Annotated in this window: 25 protein-coding genes; 8 read left to right on the top strand and 17 right to left on the bottom strand. The window is 53.7% G+C overall.

The features are described from left to right. Positions 1-37: 37 nt before the first annotated feature. The 14 genes from A918_RS0108900 to rph all read right to left on the bottom strand — a co-directional run bounded on the left by A918_RS0108900 (position 38) and on the right by rph (position 10,675). Positions 38-283, bottom strand: a complete 246-nt coding sequence (locus tag A918_RS0108900) for a hypothetical protein (protein WP_022710731.1) — start codon at positions 281-283, stop codon at positions 38-40. A gap of 174 nt (positions 284-457) precedes the next feature. Then, entirely contained in the window at positions 458-751 is a 294-nt protein-coding gene (locus A918_RS0108895; RefSeq protein WP_022710730.1) for a Dabb family protein, read from the bottom strand. Positions 752-845: 94 nt separating this feature from the next. After that, on the bottom strand, positions 846-1,193 hold the full coding sequence (locus tag A918_RS0108890) for a 2Fe-2S iron-sulfur cluster-binding protein (protein ID WP_022710729.1): 348 nt from the start codon (positions 1,191-1,193) through the stop codon (positions 846-848). Positions 1,194-1,344: 151 nt separating this feature from the next. After that, complete coding sequence (locus tag A918_RS0108885) at positions 1,345-1,884, bottom strand: DUF934 domain-containing protein (protein ID WP_022710728.1); 540 nt, start codon at positions 1,882-1,884, stop codon at positions 1,345-1,347. Next, positions 1,881-2,630: a phosphoadenylyl-sulfate reductase gene (locus tag A918_RS0108880; RefSeq protein ID WP_022710727.1), complete on the bottom strand. Its 750-nt coding sequence runs from the start codon at positions 2,628-2,630 to the stop codon at positions 1,881-1,883. Before A918_RS0108880 ends, A918_RS0108885 begins: the two co-directional genes overlap by 4 nt. After that, complete coding sequence (locus tag A918_RS0108875; RefSeq protein WP_022710726.1) at positions 2,620-4,290, bottom strand: nitrite/sulfite reductase; 1,671 nt, start codon at positions 4,288-4,290, stop codon at positions 2,620-2,622. The genes A918_RS0108880 and A918_RS0108875 overlap by 11 nt, the downstream gene beginning before the upstream one ends. Positions 4,291-4,318: 28 nt before the next feature. Further along, entirely contained in the window at positions 4,319-4,618 is a 300-nt protein-coding gene (locus A918_RS0108870) for a DUF2849 domain-containing protein (protein WP_022710725.1), read from the bottom strand. After that, a complete protein-coding gene (gene cysG, locus A918_RS19965) occupies positions 4,618-6,090 on the bottom strand; it encodes a siroheme synthase CysG (RefSeq protein WP_022710724.1) in 1,473 nt (490 codons plus the stop codon). The genes A918_RS0108870 and cysG overlap by 1 nt, the downstream gene beginning before the upstream one ends. A gap of 125 nt (positions 6,091-6,215) precedes the next feature. Next, positions 6,216-6,590: a YraN family protein gene (locus A918_RS0108860; RefSeq protein WP_022710723.1), complete on the bottom strand. Its 375-nt coding sequence runs from the start codon at positions 6,588-6,590 to the stop codon at positions 6,216-6,218. Then, on the bottom strand, positions 6,590-7,495 hold the full coding sequence (gene rsmI, locus A918_RS0108855) for a 16S rRNA (cytidine(1402)-2'-O)-methyltransferase (RefSeq protein WP_022710722.1): 906 nt from the start codon (positions 7,493-7,495) through the stop codon (positions 6,590-6,592). Before rsmI ends, A918_RS0108860 begins: the two co-directional genes overlap by 1 nt. Before the next feature lie 22 nt (positions 7,496-7,517). Then, on the bottom strand, positions 7,518-8,729 hold the full coding sequence (gene hemW, locus A918_RS0108850) for a radical SAM family heme chaperone HemW (RefSeq protein ID WP_022710721.1): 1,212 nt from the start codon (positions 8,727-8,729) through the stop codon (positions 7,518-7,520). Then, positions 8,729-9,382, bottom strand: a complete 654-nt coding sequence (rdgB, locus tag A918_RS0108845; RefSeq protein WP_028233583.1) for an RdgB/HAM1 family non-canonical purine NTP pyrophosphatase — start codon at positions 9,380-9,382, stop codon at positions 8,729-8,731. Before rdgB ends, hemW begins: the two co-directional genes overlap by 1 nt. A gap of 4 nt (positions 9,383-9,386) precedes the next feature. Further along, the gene (locus A918_RS0108840; RefSeq protein ID WP_028233582.1) at positions 9,387-9,797 is read right to left on the bottom strand and encodes a VOC family protein; all 411 of its coding nucleotides are present in this window, start codon (positions 9,795-9,797) and stop codon (positions 9,387-9,389) included. Between the two features lie 161 nt (positions 9,798-9,958). Then, positions 9,959-10,675 (bottom strand): ribonuclease PH, encoded by a 717-nt coding sequence (rph, locus tag A918_RS0108835; RefSeq protein WP_022710718.1) that lies wholly within the window; start codon positions 10,673-10,675, stop codon positions 9,959-9,961. Between rph and A918_RS21785 the strand changes: the two genes are divergently transcribed. The 4 genes from A918_RS21785 (at position 10,666) to A918_RS0108820 (ending at position 13,557) form a co-directional block, all read left to right on the top strand. Further along, on the top strand, positions 10,666-10,911 hold the full coding sequence (locus A918_RS21785) for a hypothetical protein (protein WP_156831415.1): 246 nt from the start codon (positions 10,666-10,668) through the stop codon (positions 10,909-10,911). The genes rph and A918_RS21785 overlap by 10 nt on opposite strands. Further along, the gene (gene hrcA, locus A918_RS0108830) at positions 10,889-11,974 is read left to right on the top strand and encodes a heat-inducible transcriptional repressor HrcA (protein WP_022710717.1); all 1,086 of its coding nucleotides are present in this window, start codon (positions 10,889-10,891) and stop codon (positions 11,972-11,974) included. Before A918_RS21785 ends, hrcA begins: the two co-directional genes overlap by 23 nt. A gap of 106 nt (positions 11,975-12,080) precedes the next feature. Continuing rightward, positions 12,081-12,728 carry a nucleotide exchange factor GrpE gene (gene grpE / locus A918_RS0108825; RefSeq protein WP_022710716.1) on the top strand — a complete coding sequence of 216 codons (648 nt, stop codon included), beginning with the start codon at positions 12,081-12,083 and terminating at the stop codon, positions 12,726-12,728. Positions 12,729-12,897: 169 nt separating this feature from the next. Beyond that, positions 12,898-13,557, top strand: a complete 660-nt coding sequence (locus A918_RS0108820) for a trimeric intracellular cation channel family protein (RefSeq protein WP_022710715.1) — start codon at positions 12,898-12,900, stop codon at positions 13,555-13,557. Positions 13,558-13,594: 37 nt separating this feature from the next. Here the strand turns inward: A918_RS0108820 and A918_RS0108815 are convergent, their stop codons facing one another. Both A918_RS0108815 and A918_RS21780 read right to left on the bottom strand, forming a co-directional pair. Further along, positions 13,595-14,617, bottom strand: a complete 1,023-nt coding sequence (locus A918_RS0108815) for an adenosine kinase (RefSeq protein ID WP_022710714.1) — start codon at positions 14,615-14,617, stop codon at positions 13,595-13,597. Further along, positions 14,608-14,766, bottom strand: coding sequence for a hypothetical protein (locus A918_RS21780; protein WP_156831414.1), 159 nt, complete (start codon positions 14,764-14,766; stop codon positions 14,608-14,610). Before A918_RS21780 ends, A918_RS0108815 begins: the two co-directional genes overlap by 10 nt. Positions 14,767-14,866: 100 nt before the next feature. On the opposite strand from A918_RS21780, the gene A918_RS0108805 reads away from it, so the two are divergent. Continuing rightward, complete coding sequence (locus A918_RS0108805; RefSeq protein WP_022710712.1) at positions 14,867-15,586, top strand: sulfate transporter family protein; 720 nt, start codon at positions 14,867-14,869, stop codon at positions 15,584-15,586. 11 nt (positions 15,587-15,597) lie between these two features. Beyond that, the gene (locus A918_RS0108800; RefSeq protein WP_022710711.1) at positions 15,598-16,236 is read left to right on the top strand and encodes an aspartate/glutamate racemase family protein; all 639 of its coding nucleotides are present in this window, start codon (positions 15,598-15,600) and stop codon (positions 16,234-16,236) included. On the opposite strand, the gene nth is transcribed toward A918_RS0108800, so the two are convergent. Next, positions 16,233-16,958 (bottom strand): endonuclease III, encoded by a 726-nt coding sequence (gene nth / locus A918_RS0108795; protein WP_022710710.1) that lies wholly within the window; start codon positions 16,956-16,958, stop codon positions 16,233-16,235. The genes A918_RS0108800 and nth overlap by 4 nt on opposite strands. A 151-nt stretch (positions 16,959-17,109) precedes the next feature. Between nth and A918_RS0108790 the strand changes: the two genes are divergently transcribed. Both A918_RS0108790 and A918_RS0108785 read left to right on the top strand, forming a co-directional pair. Next, complete coding sequence (locus A918_RS0108790; RefSeq protein ID WP_022710709.1) at positions 17,110-17,628, top strand: DUF2244 domain-containing protein; 519 nt, start codon at positions 17,110-17,112, stop codon at positions 17,626-17,628. Between the two features lie 27 nt (positions 17,629-17,655). Beyond that, positions 17,656-18,512, top strand: an 857-nt coding sequence (locus A918_RS0108785) for a ribokinase (protein ID WP_022710708.1), incomplete at its 3' end; no start/stop codon positions are given.

Here is an 18,512-nt window from a genome sequence, read left to right as displayed (position 1 = left end):
GGGGGGCGTTTTATTAAAGTCAAACTTTATCAGCTGATCAGGTAACATAAGAGCCGATTGAAGCCGCAACCAGACCGATCGCCACAGCAATCAATGCGCCGTAAACACGCGGCTTATCCAGCAAAACAGCGAATGCCGAAAACCATGCGACGATTGCCGCACCAAGTGCAAACAAGAAGCCGGGCTTGTCATAAACCACAAGATTTACGGTTATCAGGGCACCAATAATCAGCGCGCCGAAAACGATCATCATGCCCATGGCATATTTTTCATAATCGTCCATATGCATTTCCTATGTACCAGCCCGTGCGGGCTTAAAGCAGTTTTAAACACAGCCTGCAGTGCAATAACCGCCAGCTTGTCATCATTTCAAAGCCAGACAATCACTTTTAACGTGAATCTTCAACTGCAGATCATCATGAATATCAGCAATCGCACTGCTTTTCAGGGGATTATTTCAGGCAATGGTTGATGTGAAATCAGCCGAATAGCGCATTTCGCGCAACGGGCGCACAGCCTGAGTCGTCGCATCATAGGTCGGATGCGCCTTGAAAGCCGCCAAGGCTGCTTCGTCACGGAACTCGCCATAAACAACCAGATCAATCCTGTCACACATCGGATCAACTTTGCTGTTCGCTACAACTTCAAAACATTCGGAATGGGGAATCGTCGCCAGAGCCCGTAAACGGCGACATACATCCTCCACGTCCTGATCTTTTTTGACGCTGAAAAATACAATATGCCGTATCACGAGTGTTTCCTAACCAGCCGGTTGATATGAAGAATGGTTATCTATCATATGGGCGCCGGAAAAGTCATCTTCAATTCAATGTGAAAATTGAGCGTTAAGCCGCTTCACGGTCTGCTTCCGTGCCCGGAGCCAGCCGGACTTCAAGACCGTTCAGATCCTGCGTCATAATAATCTGGCAGGAAAGCCGCGAATTATCCTCGACATGGAAGGTCTGGTCGAGCTGATCCAGCTCTTCATCCTGCGGATCATAGAGTTTATCCGCCCATTCAGGCGTTACATAAACATGACAAGTGCCGCAGGCACAGGCACCGCCGCATTCCGCTTTAATATTCAGGCCCCAGTCACGGATCACTTCCATAACGCGAAAGCCTTCGAGAGCCTCAAGCGTATGCCGCTCGCCCTTTTGATCGGTTACATGAATGAAAAGTGTATCAGAACTCAAAACGATGCCTTTTGAACAGCGCAGACTTGGGAGATATAATGGTAGATAATGTTTTCAGCACATAAAACAAGCTTTATTCCTGCCTCCCTGCCCCTAAACCGTGAATTGACCATAGTGAAAACTATTCAGGCTGTATTGAAAACAGCTGATCTTACAGACCCTGTCGCCGCCGCCAGCTATATCCGGCCAGCCTCTGCTCGGCACCATGAATGCCACCGGCAACCGGCTGATAATAAATACCGCTATCGTGCAGTTCTCCGGTAAGCAGACGTTGCAAAGTCCGTGCATCTTTAACCTGCAGCGTGTCAAAACCGGAGCGCAGCATCGCACTCACCTGATCAATATGCACAGCGCCTGATGCTCTGATCTCACCGGCAAATCCGTAATGAGAGCGCAGCCGTGCGGCTTTGGAAAAAGAGCGCCCGTCATTAAAAGCCGGAAAATCCAGCACCAGCACATCAATCCGGTCGAGACCGGCTAGCAGCGCATCCAGCGTTTCACCGGCTTCCACCCGCACACCGATACGGATATTGCGCAGGCGATTTGGCTGTGTGTTCAGCTCTGCCCAGAGTGTCAGCGATAGCAGCACAGCTGTGTGACCCGCAATTTCCTCAAGCGTCTCAACCGCTACAAATTCATCCTCGGTCAGGCCGCTGCGTGACCAGACGACAGGTAATGCAACATCCGTCATGCATCTGCTCCCTTTGTTTTATCCTGCTGCAAATGCTGCTCCAGCCCACCCAGATGAATACCGCATTCGGTTTTACCGGAACCTGACCAGCGCCCTGCCCGCTGATCCTCACCATCACTGACCGGCCGCGTGCATGGCATGCAACCTATGGAGCGATAGCCTTGCTCCACCAGCGGATGCGGCGGCAGATGATGCGTCTCGCGGTAAGTTTCCAGCTGTACTGCATTCCAGTCTTTGAGAGGATTGATGCGGATATGCTGCCCTACAGCCTCGAAAGCGGGCAGACTGTTACGCGTAGCCGCCTGAAACTGCTTGCGCCCCGTGAACCATGCCTGAAATGGTGCAATGCCCTGTGCAAGCGGCTGGACTTTGCGTAAATCGCAGCAACGGTCTTTGTCCGTCAGACACAGTGCGCCCAGCGGATCATGGGTTTTCAAAGCACTCGCATCCGGCAGAAGATCACGGACATCTGTCAGCCCCAACTCCTGCACCAGTTGTGCCTGATAGCGTAATGTTGCCGGAAAATGCTTATTGGTCTGCAAAAACAAAACCGGCAGAGACGGCTGCGCCTGCGCAATCAGATGCAGCAAAATTGCAGAATCCGCACTGAAAGAGGATACGGCTGCCAGCCCTGCACCAAATTCCTGCACACTGGCAGCAATAATGTCCTCAGCCGGTGCCTCACCATAAAGATGATTGAGATGCTGAACCCTGTCCGCAACCCGTTGATGCGTATCAGGCTGCATGGGCAGCCTCCCCGTAGAGTGCGGTTTTGAACGGCTGCGCCCCTAAGCGCCGGTAGGTTTCCAGAAAACTTTCCTGCGGTGCGCTGCGGATAGTCAGATAGGTATTCACAACCGTTTCAATGGCATCCACCACGTCTTCAGATGAGAAGCCGCGACCGGTAATGTCACCGATAGATGTCTGCTCATCACCGGAACCGCCGAGCGTGATCTGGTATAATTCCTCACCTTTTTTCTCCACGCCGAGAATACCGATATGGCCGACATGGTGATGACCACAAGCATTGATGCAGCCGGAGATTTTGATCTTCAGATCACCGATCTCTTCCTGCCGCGCCTGCGAACCGAAACGCTCGGAAATACGCTGCGCCACAGGGATGGAGCGGGCATTGGCCAGCGCGCAATAGTCCAGACCAGGACAGGCAATAATATCGGTAATCAGCCCTGCATTGGCTGTGGCAAGACCGGCCTGCTGCAATTGCGCATGGAGCACAGGCAAATCGGCCAGTGCCACATGCGGCAGCACCAGATTTTGTTCATGGCTGACGCGGATTTCTACCTGCGAGTAATGCTCGGCGAGATCAGCCACAATGTCCATCTGATCGGCTGACGCATCGCCCGGAATCTCGCCGATCGCTTTGAGCGAGATTGTCACCACACCATAATCAGGATGCTTATGCGGTGTCACATTACGGGAAAACCATGAGGCAAAACCCGCATCATTTTTACGTGTTGCAGCGACAAGCCCGTGCCCCTCTGCGCGCTCCGGCAAATCGGGCGCAGCAAAATAGGCATTAATGGCCGCAATATCGGCCTCCGGCAGTTTCAGATCACTGTCTTTAATCACCTGCCATTCGGCTTCAATCTGCGCCTGCAAATCTTCCAGTCCGGTTTCATGGACGAGGATTTTGATACGCGCCTTGTATTTATTATCGCGGCGACCGTGGAGATTATAGACCCGCACGATAGCGGTAATATAAGTCAGCAAATCGGCTTCCGGCAGAAAATCCCGCACCTTCTTGGCAATCATCGGCGTGCGTCCCTGCCCACCGCCGATATAGACTGCAAAGCCGCGCTGTCCTTGCTCGTTCTCTTTCAGATGCAGCCCGATATCATGCACCTGAATGGCTGCACGATCTGCCTCAGCCCCCGTGACCGCAATTTTGAATTTGCGCGGCAGATAGGAGAATTCCGGATGTAATGATGACCATTGGCGTAAAATTTCGGCATAGGGGCGCGGATCGGCCACTTCATCGCGTGCCGCACCGGCAAAATGATCGGCTGTTACATTGCGGATGCAATTGCCGGAGGTCTGGATTGCATGCATCTCCACCTCGGCCAGTTCTTCCAGAATAGCGGGAATATCGGTGAGTTTCGGCCAGTTGAACTGTAAATTCTGTCGTGTGGTAAAATGCCCGTAACCACGGTCATAGACACGGGCAATATGCGCCAGCTTACGCATCTGACGCGAGGACAAAGTGCCGTAAGGAATAGCAATGCGCAGCATATAGGCATGGAGTTGCAGATAGACACCATTCATCAGCCGCAGCGGCTTGAAATGATCTTCGCTCAGCTCACCGCTCAGACGACGTGCAACCTGATCGCGAAACTGTTCCACACGGGCGAAAACAAATTCGCGGTCAAACTCATCATACCGATACATTCAACGCTCTCCCAATGCGCATTAAAATTCAACCAGCTACAGAATGCAGCCGTACAACAGGTGTGATTGTCGGGCCGGACAGACGGATGCGCTCGCGCAGGCGAACGGGGAACAGCTCATTGCCGCGCTCTTCGACCTCAATCAGATTGATATCCACCACCTCGTCAAAACGGCTGGCCTGCTGACCGGCCGCTTCCAGCGCTGCCACAGCTTCAGGATGACGCGCCAGCAATGCCCCGCGAATGGAGCTCGCCCAATGACCATCCGCAGCAAGCCAGACCGAAACACCGTCGCTCAGACGATTGGCACTCAGAACTTTGACTGTCATTATGCTTTCTCCTTTTCACCGGCTTGCAAGGCATGCAATACCGGTGTCTGTTGCTGGGCAAGCGGGCGGGCATCTTCCAGAGAGGCACCGGCAACCGCATCGCCGATAATCACCATCACCGGCCCTCGCAGCTCTTTATGATTTTTCAGATGTGCCAGATCTTTTAAGAGGCCGTGCAGCATTACACGCTCGCTCCGTCCGGCATTTTCCACCACAGCCACCGCCGTATCTTCATGCAGACCGGCACCGATCAGGCGGCTCGCAACAGAAGCGGCAACGCTTGCGCCCATATAGACAGCAATGGTTGCGCCGCTGAGAGCGAGCCGCGCCCAGTCCGGCAGTATGTCCCCCGCCATATCGTGACCGGTGGTGAAAATCAGGGAGGATGCAACACCACGCAATGTCAAAGGCAACTGCATATCTGCGGCAGCGGCAATGGCTGAAGTAATGCCGGGCACGATCTCGAAACCGATATTGGCTGCACGCAAAGCGGCCATTTCTTCACCGGCACGGCCAAAGACCAGCGGATCGCCGGATTTGAGCCGCACAACGCGCTGCCCTTCCTGAGCAAGCTCAACAAGCAGCTGATTGATCTCGCTCTGGCTTTTGCTATGGCAGCCTTTGCGCTTACCCACAGGAATGCGTACCGCATCGCGCCTGCCCATAGTCACCACGCTCTCCGGCACCAGCGCATCGTAAAGGATCACATCCGCCTGCATCAGCACGCGTTGCGCACGCAAAGTCAGCAGATCTTCAGCCCCCGGTCCAGCACCGACCAGCCAGACATAACCGGCAGGGATATTCACCTCAATCAGAGCCTGATCGGCCAGCTCCCGCGCAAGGCTCAGATCACCGCGCTCAACAGCCTGTGTAATGGTGCCGTTGAAAAATACATTCCAGAACTGACGCCGCGCTGTACCTCTCGGCAGTGTGCTTTCCACCTTGTCGCGATAATCCGCAGCCAGTTGCGCCAGTGCACCGATCTGCGGAGAAAGCGCTGCACCGATCTCGCGGCGCAGTTTTTGCGCCAATACCGGCCCTGCACCTTCCGTGCCGATTGCCACGGCAACCGGTGCGTGAGCCACCAGCGCAGGTGTGAAGAAATCGCACAGATGCGGCCTGTCGACCACATTGACCGGAATATGCCGTGCTTTTATCTCATCAGCGATATTTGCATCCTGTGCGGCATCACCTGTCGCCACGAATGCGAGTTTCACCTGAGCGAAATCATTATCCTGCAAAGCACCGGTACGTAAATTATAGCCACCATCCAGCACGAACTGCACCAGATCAGCTTCCGGTGTCTCACCTTCCGGTACCACGATGCGGATTTGCGCTGTTGTTTCAGCAATCAGCCGCGCTTTGTTCAGCGCCTCTTCACCTCCGCCAACGATCAGCACTGCCGCGCTGTCCACGCGGAAGAAAGCCGGAAAAGCCGTTAATCTGGTTGGGTGAGCCGTCACAATCAGCACCTTTCAAAGGGTGGTTAAAGATTGTGCCGAGTATCGCGCATTCTGTGGCAGCTTATAAGCAACAGGCTTGTGCGCTTGACCGCTGCGCCGCATCGCTTTTGCGAGTTTTGCAAATTTCGTGAAATTTAGTTCCGGAAACTGACAGCCGCCGGAATATGCACCGGCCAGCGGCGCGGCAGCACCGCGATAAGATCAAAGCGCAGAGAAAGCCTGTCATGATCCGGCTGACGGGCAAGCCAATGATCGGCTGCGGACTCAATCCGGTACAGGTTCATAGTACTGACAGCTTCCATCGCCGCTTCAACGGAGGCACGTGCTTTGACCTCAACAATCAGCACCAGACTGCCGCGTCTGGCGATCAAATCAATCTCGCCAAAGCGGGTTTTATAGCGCCGCTCGACAATACGAAAACCTTTAAGCATCAGAGCAAAAGCGGCCAGCCGTTCCGCCCGTATCCCGCGAGAAAATGCTTTTTGCTTCTCCTCACGAGACGTACTCATTATTTTTGAGCCTTCAATATCATCAGGCGCTGATACAACTCGCCTTTTTGTTTACCGGTCATACGGGAGGCCTCGCCAGCGGCTTTGGACGGTGACAGTTCCTGCGCAAGCGAAAGCAATAAGGCATCAATATCCTGCTCGGTCACCGGCACGGAATTTTGCAAAGGCGCACCGACCAGCAAAACCACCTCACCGCGAATACGGTCTTCGCCGTCATATTGTTCGCACAGCGCACCCAAAGTCGAGGTTGAAAAAGTCTCATAGGCTTTGGTCAGCTCACGGCACAAAGCGGCAGGACGATCCGCACCAAAAACTGCCGCCATATCCTGCAAAGTATCCGATGCACGGTTAGGCGATTCAAAGAAAATCAGCGTCGTATCAATGGTCTTATAGGTCTCAAGTTTATTGCGGCGCTGCCCCTGCTTCGGTGGCAGGAAACCGCAAAACATGAAACTGTCGGTCGGCAGGCCGGAAGCCATCAAAGCCGCCATCACCGCAGAAGCACCGGGCACCGGCACCACTTTATAACCGGCATTGCGGGCTTCCTCGACCAGACGATAGCCCGGATCGGAAACCAGCGGCGTACCGGCATCGGAAACCAGTGCCACGCTTTTACCGGCCGCCAGAGCTTCCAGAATTTTCGGCCCGGCTTCAGCAGCATTATGCTCGTGATAGGCCATCGGACGGCGGGCAATTGCAAAACGGTTGAGCAGCACACGGGTAACGCGCGTATCCTCGCAGGCCAGTACATCGCACGATGCCAGCACTTCCAGCGCCCGCAAAGTTATATCACCGAGATTACCGATCGGCGTGGCGACAATATAGAGCGCAGGCTCAATCGGGCGGGCACGGAAGTTCTTTTCCCCCACCACATAGCCGCGCGTTTCCTGTAGATTGTCTTCCACGTTCTATCCTTATTTTAAAGGCTTATGCAGTCAGTTCTGCAACCAGCGTATTGAGCAGCAAAGCACCATCCGGCGTTGCCCGCAAGAAACGCTCATCGCGCAGTTCCAGCAATTTTTGCTCCAGCAACTGTTCCAGCCGCTGCGGGTTCAGACCATGGCCGGTCAGCTTCTGATAGCGGTTGAGATCAACACCTTCTTTCAGGCGCAGTCCCATCATCAGGAATTCATCGCCTTCCTGTTCCGCTGTCAGATATTCTTCTTCAATAATACCGTGACCGGAGGCCTCAACCTTATCCACCCATGTTTCAGGATGTTTTTCGGTAATGGTCACTGTGCGTGTGCCATTCTCACGGAAACGCCCATGCGCACCGGGGCCAACGCCGACATATTCGCCATAGCGCCAATAGACCAGATTATGCTGGGACTCACGCCCTGCAACCGCATGATTGGAAATCTCATAGGCAGGCAGACCAAGCTCTGCCGTCACGCGCTGCGTCTCTTCATAAAGTGCTGCGGCATGATCCGGCTCCGGAGTGGTCAGTTTGCCAGCCTTCCAGAGATTATAGAACTGTGTGCCTTCTTCAATTGTCAACTGATAGAGCGACAAATGATCGGCTGCGAGGGCTACGGCCTCACGCAATTCCGCATTCCAGTCGGCAATCGTCTGGTCAGGGCGGGCATAGATGAGATCGAAGGACAAACGCGGGAAAATCTCGCGTGCAAGACCGATCGCCACTTTCGCCTCGGCAACAGAATGCAAACGTCCGAGACGCTTGAGATCACGGTCATTCAGTGCCTGCACACCGAGCGATACGCGATTGACACCGGCAGCGCGGTAGCCGCGAAAACGGTCTGCCTCTACGCTGGTCGGATTGGCTTCCAGCGACACTTCAATATTGTCAGCAACGGACCAGTATTTGGCGATTCCATCCAGCAGCGCGCCGACAGTCTGCGGCTGCATCAGTGATGGCGTGCCACCGCCCAGAAAAATACTGGTAACCGTGCGTGGCCCTGTCCGCTCGCGCAAAGTCGCCATTTCACGCAGAAAGCTCTGCGCAAAACGCGGCTGATCCACCGGCTGATGCCGCACATGCGAGTTGAAATCGCAATAAGGACATTTGGCCATGCAGAACGGCCAATGCAGATAAATGCCGAAAGCATGATCCCCGTCTGCCTGTAAGATGGGCAGCGGGTTCACACTATTTGCATTAGCGACGGCAGACAGAGACTGCATTATTTAACTTCCGCCGTGGCAAATTTTGCTTCGGCAAACAATTTGAATGCGCGGGCACGGTGCGACAAGGCATGCGCATCACCCGGCTTCCAGCCGTGTTTTTCCGTTGCAGTCATTTCACCGAATGTCTTGTCATAACCATCCGGCAGGAACAGCGGGTCAAAGCCGAAACCGTCATTGCCGCGTGGCGTTACAATCTGGCCTTCAACTTCACCGCGGTAATATTCCGCGTGACCATCCGGCCAGCACAGGCAGATCACAGAGACAAAGCGGCCCTTGCGCTGTTCCGGCTGCATCGCACCTGCGGCTGCAAGCTTATCGATGACTTTGCCCATCGCCATATTGAAATCACGGCTACCATCCGGCAGCTCCGCCCAATTGGCGGTGTAGACGCCAGGCTCTCCGCCAAGCGCATCAACCATCATACCGGAATCATCCGAGAGAGCCGGCAGACCGGTTGCTTCAGCCGCAGCAAAAGCTTTGATATAAGCATTCTGCTCAAAAGTCGTGCCGGTTTCATCCGGCTCCGGCAGACCAAGCTGACCGGCAGACTGCGTATCAAAGCCGAACGGCCCGATCAGATCGGCAAACTCTTTGAGCTTACCCGCATTGTGACTTGCAACAACCAGTTTGCCTTTGTTCAGCTCTCTCATCAGTTTATCCATTATTCCATAATTTGGGTTCAGCGAATTCCAGTGAATTGCCGGAAGGATCGCGGATGTAAAGTGAGCGCGCGCCATTCGGCCAGTCAAATTCGCGCTCAACCTCGATACCATGTTTTTCCAGATGTTGCTTCCAGCCTGCGATTTCCTCGCGGCTGGCTGCAAAACACATATGGCCTGCACCGGTCGTACCATGACTCGGGACAGGCAGCGCCCCTTCCGGTGCCGGTTTTACCGTCTCTTTGGCGTCGAAAATCAACAATACGCCCTCGCCGCAGCGAAAAAATGCATTGCGATGATTATAGGGCAATGCCAGTTCCAGCCCCAGAATATCGCGGTAGAACTGCACAGCCTCTTCGATATCGCGCACATAAAGCGCGGTTTCAAGGATCTGTTTCGGTTTCAGCTGCTCGTTCTGCATTATGAATTTCCCACCATCATCATTGTTACGGAAATGCTCCGGCCCGTTATAACAGGTTCCGGAACATTCTCCGCTCACGATCGGGTGAATTATCCAATTAAACTATTGGATAATTCAAAATGCATTCAGAGCCGCCTGTTTCCGAGTTAAGAAACAGCCATTTTCTGCAGGTCAACCAGACGCTTGATACCATTGCGTGCCAGTACCATCAGCGCCGCAAACTCTTCATCCGAGAATGGTTCACCTTCGGCAGTGCCCTGCACTTCAACAATACCACCGCGACCGGTCATCACGAAATTCGCATCGGTCTGCGCGGATGAATCTTCCGGATAATCCAGATCAATCACCGGCACGCCTTCGTAAATACCGCAGGAAATTGCAGCAACATGATCTTTGAGAACCTTGTCGACCTTGACCATCTGGCGGGCTTCCATCCAGCGCAGGCAATCATGAAGCGCAACCCAACCGCCGGTAATGGCCGCAGTACGGGTGCCGCCATCAGCCTGAATAACATCGCAGTCGACGGTGATCTGATATTCGCCCAGAGCCTGCATATCGACAACAGCGCGCAAGGAACGGCCGATCAGACGCTGAATTTCCTGTGTGCGGCCACCCTGTTTACCGCTGGCGGCTTCACGACGCATACGATCACCGGTTGAGCGTGGCAGCATGCCATATTCTGCTGTGACCCAGCCTTTACCGCTGTTGCGCATCCAGCCCGGAACTTTTTCTTCAAGACTTGCGGTGCAAAGCACATGGGTATCGCCGAATTTCACAAGGCAGGAGCCTTCTGCATGTTTGGAAATACCGCGTTCAAAAGAGATTGCACGCATTTCGTCCGGAGTGCGTTTGGATGGACGCATGGATTTTCCTTTTAAAACAAGACTGCATCGCCAATGAGCGGCAGCCTGACTGTAATCTGATGACACCTTTGAAAGGCAGTTGTTTTGCTTCTAAGCCCGAAGCGGCCAAATTTAAAGGAAAATCGAAGGGGAAACATGCAAAGGGCATCTCCCGCCCTTTGCCCGCGCTGCACAATAGCCTATATATTGCTCATAAATGGAGCGAATTGACGAATGATCAGATCAGAGCGTGCTGACAATCTGCATGCCCCTTTACAAGTGCTGGATCAGCGGTCACGCGATATTTTCCAGCGCATTGTTGAAAGCTACCTAAATGACGGCGAGCCGGTCGGTTCGCGTAATTTGTCACGTCTGCTGCCTTTATCTTTGTCTCCGGCAACCATCCGCAATGTGATGAGTGATCTGGAACATCTGGGACTGGTCTATTCTCCGCATATTTCCGCAGGCCGGATGCCGACCCAACTGGGTCTGCGCTTCTTTGTCGATGCCTTTATGGAGGTCAGCGACCTGCCTGCCGATGAACGCAGCAGTATTGAACATCAGGTGCGGGCGGCAGGACAAAATAATTCTGTCGAGCATGTGCTGACCGAAGCCAGCCAGATACTCTCCGGTCTGTCACGCGGTGCCGGTCTGGTACTGGCGACCAAGGCCGAAGGCGCGCTCAAACATATTGAATTTGTGCGGCTTGACGCAACCCGCGCTTTGGCGGTGATGGTTACACAAAGCGGTGACGTGGAAAACCGTGTGCTTGATCTGCCCGCAGGTGTTACCTCTTCGCAGCTAATCGAAGCCTCGAATTTTCTGAACGCCCATATCCACGGCAAAACCCTTGCTGAAGCCCGCAATCAGATTGCAACTTTGCAGGAGGAAACCCGTCAGGCGCTCGACAGCCTCTCCCAACATCTGGTGGAACAGGGGCTGGCAGTGTGGAGCGGTGCATCCGGCGACCAGCAAACCCGTTTGATTGTACGCGGACGTTCCAATCTTCTGGAAAACATTTCTGCGCAGGATGATCTGGAGCGGTTGCGCCTGCTGTTTGACGATCTGGAAACCAAAGAAGGCATGATCCAGCTGCTGGATCTGGCGGAAGCCGGTTCCGGCGTGCGGATTTTCATCGGCTCGGAGAATAAACTCTTCTCCCTGTCCGGCTCTTCACTGGTGGTTGCGCCCTATCGCGACTCCGAACAACGGGTCATCGGCGCGCTTGGCGTGATCGGCCCGACAAGGCTCAATTATGCCCGTATCGTGCCGATGGTGGACTATACGGCCTCGCTGGTTTCCCGCCTGTTACGGGGTTAAAACCGGTTTCACCCTGTTAATTTGCCGCGCCACAGAGCGATGGCCTTGATTTTCAGTACACAAACATCGATATCCCAGACAATATGATTCAAGACGGAAGAGAATAATGGCTGACGAAAAGAAAAACGGCGAAACCCCAGATCTTGGCCAGCGCGACCTGAATAATCCGCGTGACCGCGATGCTCTGAAGCGTGCCGCTGATGATTTTCTGAAAGCGCGCAAGGATGAAGCAGTGGCTGAAGCTGCAGAAGATGATGCTGCCGCTGAAGATGCCATCAACCCGCTTGCCGAATTGCAGGTGGAAAATAATGCGCTGAAAGACCAGATGCTGCGTCTGGCTGCCGATATGGAAAATCTGCGTAAACGCACTGCCCGTGAGATGCAGGATGCGAAAGCCTATGCGGTAACCAATTTTGCACGCGACATGCTTTCGGTTTCCGACAATCTGCGTCGTGCGCTGGATGCTATTCCGACAGATGCGCTTGCTGAAGACACAGGCCTGAAAGCACTGGCTGAAGGCGTGGAAATGACTGAACGCGCAATGATCAATGCGCTGGAACGTCATGGCGTAACCCAGCTGTCGCCGGAAGGTCAGAAATTCGACCCGAATTTCCATCAGGCGATTTTTGAAGTTCCGAATGCCGAAGTGCCGAATAATACGGTCGTTCAGGTCATGCAGACCGGCTATGCCATCGGCGACCGCGTTCTGCGTCCAGCCATGGTCGGCGTATCACGCGGCGGCCCTAAAGAATAAAATATTCTGACATTGCGGCTTAACATCAGTCTCAGTCGCTCAGTGTAAAGACAAAACGGACGCAGGGCTTTCCTTGCGTCCGCTTTTTATTGGGCTGAATTTTCATAAAATTGCGCTACACAGGCATAAGCAATCCGGTGCGATTTGCTTAGATAAGGGAGGACAAGACATGACATTTATCGATTTTATCGACTATGCCGGTGTCTTTGTCTTTGCCGCAACCGGTGCGCTGGCGGCCTCGCGCTGCCGTCTTGATATTATCGGCTTCATCTTTCTTGCCAATATGACCGCCGTCGGCGGTGGTGCCCTGCGCGATCTGATGCTCGGCAATACACCGGTCAACTGGGTGCGCGAACCGCTCTATCTGCTGATCGGCACAAGTGCGGCTGTTCTGGTCTATTTCACCGCGCACCGTGTTGAATCGCGTTATCGTATTTTGCTCTGGCTTGATGCGATCGGTATGGCGATGTTCAGCGTGATGGGCGCAGAAAAGGCACTGCATCTCGGTTTCAATGCATGGGTTGCCATTGTTGCCGGAATTTTCACCGCAACAATGGGCGGCGTCTTGCGCGATGTAGTGGCAGGACAACCATCTGTATTGATGCGCCGTGAAATCTATATTTCCGCAGCTCTTGCCGGTGCCTGTACGTTTGTGGCGCTGAGTGCACTCAATGCGCCGATCACATTCTCTGTGCTGGCCGGTACCGGCATCGCTTTTCTGATCCGCGGCGGCGCTTTATATTACGGCTGGGTACTGCCTGCACACAAAGCGCGACGCGGACGCACAGAAGAAGAACTCAAACGCGACGGCATTGTGCGCGACGAATAAAAACGGGAAGTCATATCTACCCGTTTTATTTATCCATTCAGCTGGCTTTGATAAGACCGGCCTGTGCAGCAATATCTTTCAGATTATTCTGCGGACGCGGGCCGATTTGCTGAATAACAATACCGGCAGCCAATGAACCGAACGCACCGCATTCTTTCAGCTGATAATCATTGGTATAGCCATAGAGGAAACCGGCGGCATAAAGATCGCCTGCACCGGTTGTATCGACCAGCGCGTCAATTTCAATCGCCTGCACTTCCACGGTTTCATCACCACGCAGAATGATCGAGCCTTGCTCCGAACGGGTCACTGCAGCCAGCTTGCAATCGGCACGCAAGGCTTCGAGCGCACTCTCAAAAGATGAAGTTTGATAGAGCGATTTAACCTCCGCCTCATTGGCGAAAACAATATCGACAGTACCAGAGCGCATCAGATCAAGAAACTCATCACGGTAGCGATCCACACAGAACGGATCGGATAGGGTCATGGCCACTTCACGGCCATGCTCATGGGCGATTTTCGCCGCCAGCAAAATTGCTTCTTTGGCACGTGGCGGATCCCACAAATAGCCTTCAAAATAAACCAGCTTGGATGTGCTGACTTTAGAGCTTTCAATATCTTCAATACCAAGCTCCACGCAGGCACCGAGATAGGTATTCATGGAACGCTCGCCATCGGGCGTCACAAAAATCATGGAACGCGCGGTTGGTACGCCTTCCTGCAATGGTGCCGTATCAAACGCCACACCCTGACTACGAATATCATGTGTAAAAATCGTACCGAGCTGATCCATCGCCACTTTGCCAAAATAGGCAGAGCGACCACCCAGACTGGCCACACCTGCCGCAGTATTACCTGCGCTGCCGCCCGACGCTTCAATCGCAGGGCCTTTGCGGCTGTAAAGCAACTCGGCTCTTTCGCTGTCGATCAAATTCATAGCACCTTTGATGATACCGTTATTGACCAGAAAATCATCTTCGGTGCGGGAAATAATATCAACAATTGCATTCCCGATGCATAACACGTCATATTTGGCGGCAGAAATGGCTTTTACTCCCATAAAAACTTCGCGGCGGATGGCCGGAACTCAGCCCTCGCATCCATTGCGGCACCAGTTCTATCTATGGAATGTGTTTTTTGCCAGTGCAGAAAAGCGTTTTCATTTTCATCAATACAGCGGGCGATCTGTAAAAGCTCATCTTGTTGCACCTGTACAGGCTCCCTATCTATCGGAAAAAAGAGCGCATCCCGAAAAGTGTATAGCGGTTTTCGGATAAGATGCGCGCCAGACAAAAAAGACGGAGCCCCGATGATCCTCACCGCCGCACTTAATGCCCTCTACCGCCTGCCCTCACCGGAGTTCCGCTCAGTTCTGTGGAAATCGCTCGGCCTGACCCTGCTGGCACTGATCGCATTATGGGCACTGGCACGGCAGTTCTTTTTCTGGCTGGCATGGCCGTGGTTTGAAAATATGCTGCCTGCCATGCCGGACTGGACAAGCTGGCTCGGCCTGTTTGCCGCGATTGCCGCTGGTTTTGTGCTGGCGCTGTTGCTCGCTTTTCTGATCGCACCGGTTACTGCATTGATTGCAGGTATGTTTCTTGACGATGTGGCTGAAATTATCGAGCGTGAGGATTACAGCAATGAACCGGCCGGCACTCCGATGCCGGTTGGCCGCTCACTGGTCTATTCGCTCAAATTTCTGGTAGTGGTCATTCTCGGCAACTTATTCGCATTGCTGATGCTGCTGATACCGGGCGTTAATCTGATCGCCTTTTTCATCGTCAACGGCTATCTTCTCGGTCGTGAGTTTTTTGAATTTGCAGCCATGCGCTATCGCGGTGAGGATGGTGCCAAAGCCTTCCGTGAAGAAAACCGGATTACAGTTTTTCTCGGTGGTCTGGTGATTGCCGGATTTATGGCGATACCGCTCATCAATTTGCTGACACCGCTCTTCGCCGCTGCCATGATGGTGCATCTGCATAAAGCCCTGAGCGGTAAGAAACCGGTCACAAACAACAGAAACTGACAGAGAAACAGATGCGCATTGCCTGCCTGCATACGGCCGCCAGCAATATTGAAATTTTCGGGAAAGCTGCCGCAGCCTTCCAGCTTGATGCCGGACAGCTCAACCATGCGGTTCACGGTAAATTGCTGGAAGCGGCAGAAAAGCAGGGAGGTATTACTCCAGCCATTGAAATGGCAACGCTGCATATCATCCAAAACCTCATCACTGAGGCAGATGCAGTTCTTGTGACCTGTTCAACCCTTGGTGCAATCGCTGACAGTGCCCGCGCCGGTTTTGCCAAGCCTGTTCTGCGCACAGACCGTGCTCTGGCAGAGCAGGCTCTGGAGAGCGGTTTATCTGTGAGTGTTCTGTGTACTGCCCCGACAACACTGGAACCGACGACAGAATTATTCCGTCAGGTCTTTGCCAATGCGCAGGTCGCACCCGATATCAGGCTGATTGACGGCGCATGGGATTTATTCCGTGCCGGTGAGATCAAAGCCTATGAAAGAGCAATTGCAGATACTGCGAACGCCGCACATTATACAGGCAGCCAGCTGGTAGTTCTGGCGCAAACCTCTATGGCAAATGCCGCTGCACTTATCCGCCACAAGACACACGTGTTTGATGCACCAACTGCCGCCCTGCGCCAGCTTCTGCACCGTGCTTAATCTTCAATCCGTAGCAAGGGCGCAGGAATAGTATTGGTTTTCTGCGCCGATTTGCAAATATCGGCGATCACGCAATTGGCGCAATCCGGCGTGCGGGCCTTGCAGACATAGCGGCCATGCAGGATCAGCCAGTGATGGGCATGCATCATAAATTCTGCCGGAATGATCTTCACCAGCTTGGCTTCGATCTCATCCGGTGTTTTGTAAGGCGCAAGACCGATCCGGTTGCCGATACGCAGAATATGCGTATCCACCGCCATTGTCGGCTGACCGAAAGCCATATTCAGCACGACATTCGCGGTTTTGCGCCCCACCCCCGGCAAAGTCACCAGCGCATCACGGTCACCCGGCACTTCACCGCCGAAATTATCAATCAGCGCCTGAGACAGTAAAATTGCGTTCTTCGCTTTATTACGCCACAGGCCGATGGTGCGGATATAATCGCCGACAACCTCTTCACCCAGATCGACCATTTTTTGCGGTGTGTCAGCAATGGCAAACAAAGCCCGCGTTGCTTTATTCACGCCCGCATCGGTTGCCTGCGCCGACAGCATCACCGCCACCAGCAGCGTGAAAGTGTTGACGTGCTCAAGCTCACCTTTCGGCTCCGGACGCTGCACGGAAAACCGCCGGAAAATCTCATGGATTTCTGCCGGTGTGTAAAGCGTGCCGCTGACACGACGCTGAGATTTTGCGGGAATCTGGGTCTGGTTGTTCTGCATGGCATTTATATAGTAAGCTATAAGCAAGAAGCCTATCTGCAAGCTTGCCGCAGGCTGGAGTGCCGTGCTCTTTTTCGGGGCACAAAACTTGCTCTAGTATTTTGTGCTGTCGAGCTTTTACCAACGATATGCGGCCCCGAGAGTTATTGCCATGAATGCACCCTACCATCCGGACGGTGCTGATCCGGACGCCTATGGCGCACAGTTTTTCAAAGCGACCCTGCTTCCCTACCGTTCTTTAAGTGCGCGCGGTTTTCAGATCATGATTTTAAGCCTGCTGCTGCTCTGGGCTTGTATCGGCATGGTTTTCATGCAGATCGGCGCATTGCCAGTAGTCGGGCCGGTGGTCGGATTGTTCGGACTGGACATTGCCCTGATCTATCTGGCGTTCCGGCTTAATTATTATGCCGCCAGACAACGGGAAGAAATTACGGTTTCACGCGAACAGTTACTTATCAGGCAAGTCTCCGCTTCAGGACGTATCCGCGCATATCAGTTTAATCCTTTCCGCACACGGTTTCACATTACCCGTAAAGATGATATCGGCATTATCCAGATGCAGCTGCATAGTGACGGCAGAACGTTGGATATTGGCAGATTTTTGCCGCCCGATGACCGCGAGAGCTTTGCAAGTGCTTTTTCCAACGCCCTGACACGCAGCCGCCGCTGACGATCGGGTTTAAATACCGGATGTTTTATGATTACGATTATCGGTTCGATTAATTTTGACCTCATCGCCCGCAGTCCGAAACTGCCGGAGCCCGGTGAAACCCTCACAGGCAGAAACTTCTCAACAGCCGCCGGCGGCAAAGGTGCCAATCAGGCACTCGCTGCCGCACGTGCCGGTGCATCCGTGCGTATGGTCGGTGCTGTTGGTGATGATTCCTTCGCTTCGCAGGCCGTTGCATTGCTGCGTGCCGACGGCGTGGATCTGACCCGAGTCGCCACACGCGGCGATGCCACCGGTATCGCGCTCATCACTGTTGAAGACAGCGGCGAAAATACCATTATCGTTATTCCGGGTGCCAATGGTCTGGTTACGCAAGACGATGTAAACACCGCTGATCTGGATGGCGGTTATCTGCTTCTGCAAATGGAAATTCCGCTGCCGACACTGGAGAAAGCCATCGCTGCATCAGAAACCAGCGACACAACCTGCATTCTCAATACCGCGCCTTGGCGTGATGATGCCGCAAGCCTGTTGCCGCGCGCCGATATTATTATTGCCAATGAAACGGAATTTGATCTGGCCAGTGTTCAGCTTGAATTGTCCGGCGATGACCGTCAGGCCAGAATGATCGACTTTGCCGAACATTATGGCCGTACCATTATCGTAACGCTGGGTGCGCAGGGCATTATGGTGGCAACACCGGACGAGCATTACAGCCTGCCCGCCCTGAAGGTTAAGCCGGTGGATACGGTTGGTGCCGGTGACACATTCTGCGGCTATCTCGCGGCCGGTCTCGACAGCGGCCTGTCTTTGCGTGATGCCTGCCAGCGCGCTGCAAAGGCAGCATCGCTCGCATGCCTGAAAGCCGGTGCTCAGCCTTCCAT

It is taken from the genome of Pseudochrobactrum sp. AO18b, assembly GCF_000409565.1.
In the GTDB taxonomy this organism is placed as follows: domain Bacteria; phylum Pseudomonadota; class Alphaproteobacteria; order Rhizobiales; family Rhizobiaceae; genus Pseudochrobactrum; species Pseudochrobactrum saccharolyticum.
This window is presented reverse-complemented; position numbering and strand designations above follow the sequence as displayed.

Coding starts and splice junctions, on each gene's coding strand:
- A918_RS0108900 (WP_022710731.1), bottom strand. CDS start 283: ATGGACGATTATGAAAAATATGCCATGGGCATGATGATCGTTTTCGGC.
- A918_RS0108885 (WP_022710728.1), bottom strand. CDS start 1,884: ATGACGGATGTTGCATTACCTGTCGTCTGGTCACGCAGCGGCCTGACC.
- A918_RS0108880 (WP_022710727.1), bottom strand. CDS start 2,630: ATGCAGCCTGATACGCATCAACGGGTTGCGGACAGGGTTCAGCATCTC.
- A918_RS0108875 (WP_022710726.1), bottom strand. CDS start 4,290: ATGTATCGGTATGATGAGTTTGACCGCGAATTTGTTTTCGCCCGTGTG.
- A918_RS0108870 (WP_022710725.1), bottom strand. CDS start 4,618: ATGACAGTCAAAGTTCTGAGTGCCAATCGTCTGAGCGACGGTGTTTCG.
- A918_RS0108860 (WP_022710723.1), bottom strand. CDS start 6,590: ATGAGTACGTCTCGTGAGGAGAAGCAAAAAGCATTTTCTCGCGGGATA.
- hemW (WP_022710721.1), bottom strand. CDS start 8,729: ATGCAGTCTCTGTCTGCCGTCGCTAATGCAAATAGTGTGAACCCGCTG.
- rdgB (WP_028233583.1), bottom strand. CDS start 9,382: ATGAGAGAGCTGAACAAAGGCAAACTGGTTGTTGCAAGTCACAATGCG.
- A918_RS21785 (WP_156831415.1), top strand. CDS start 10,666: ATGGACGCATGGATTTTCCTTTTAAAACAAGACTGCATCGCCAATGAG.
- rph (WP_022710718.1), bottom strand. CDS start 10,675: ATGCGTCCATCCAAACGCACTCCGGACGAAATGCGTGCAATCTCTTTT.
- hrcA (WP_022710717.1), top strand. CDS start 10,889: ATGATCAGATCAGAGCGTGCTGACAATCTGCATGCCCCTTTACAAGTG.
- grpE (WP_022710716.1), top strand. CDS start 12,081: ATGGCTGACGAAAAGAAAAACGGCGAAACCCCAGATCTTGGCCAGCGC.
- A918_RS0108820 (WP_022710715.1), top strand. CDS start 12,898: ATGACATTTATCGATTTTATCGACTATGCCGGTGTCTTTGTCTTTGCC.
- A918_RS0108815 (WP_022710714.1), bottom strand. CDS start 14,617: ATGGGAGTAAAAGCCATTTCTGCCGCCAAATATGACGTGTTATGCATC.
- A918_RS0108805 (WP_022710712.1), top strand. CDS start 14,867: ATGATCCTCACCGCCGCACTTAATGCCCTCTACCGCCTGCCCTCACCG.
- A918_RS0108800 (WP_022710711.1), top strand. CDS start 15,598: ATGCGCATTGCCTGCCTGCATACGGCCGCCAGCAATATTGAAATTTTC.
- nth (WP_022710710.1), bottom strand. CDS start 16,958: ATGCAGAACAACCAGACCCAGATTCCCGCAAAATCTCAGCGTCGTGTC.
- A918_RS0108790 (WP_022710709.1), top strand. CDS start 17,110: ATGAATGCACCCTACCATCCGGACGGTGCTGATCCGGACGCCTATGGC.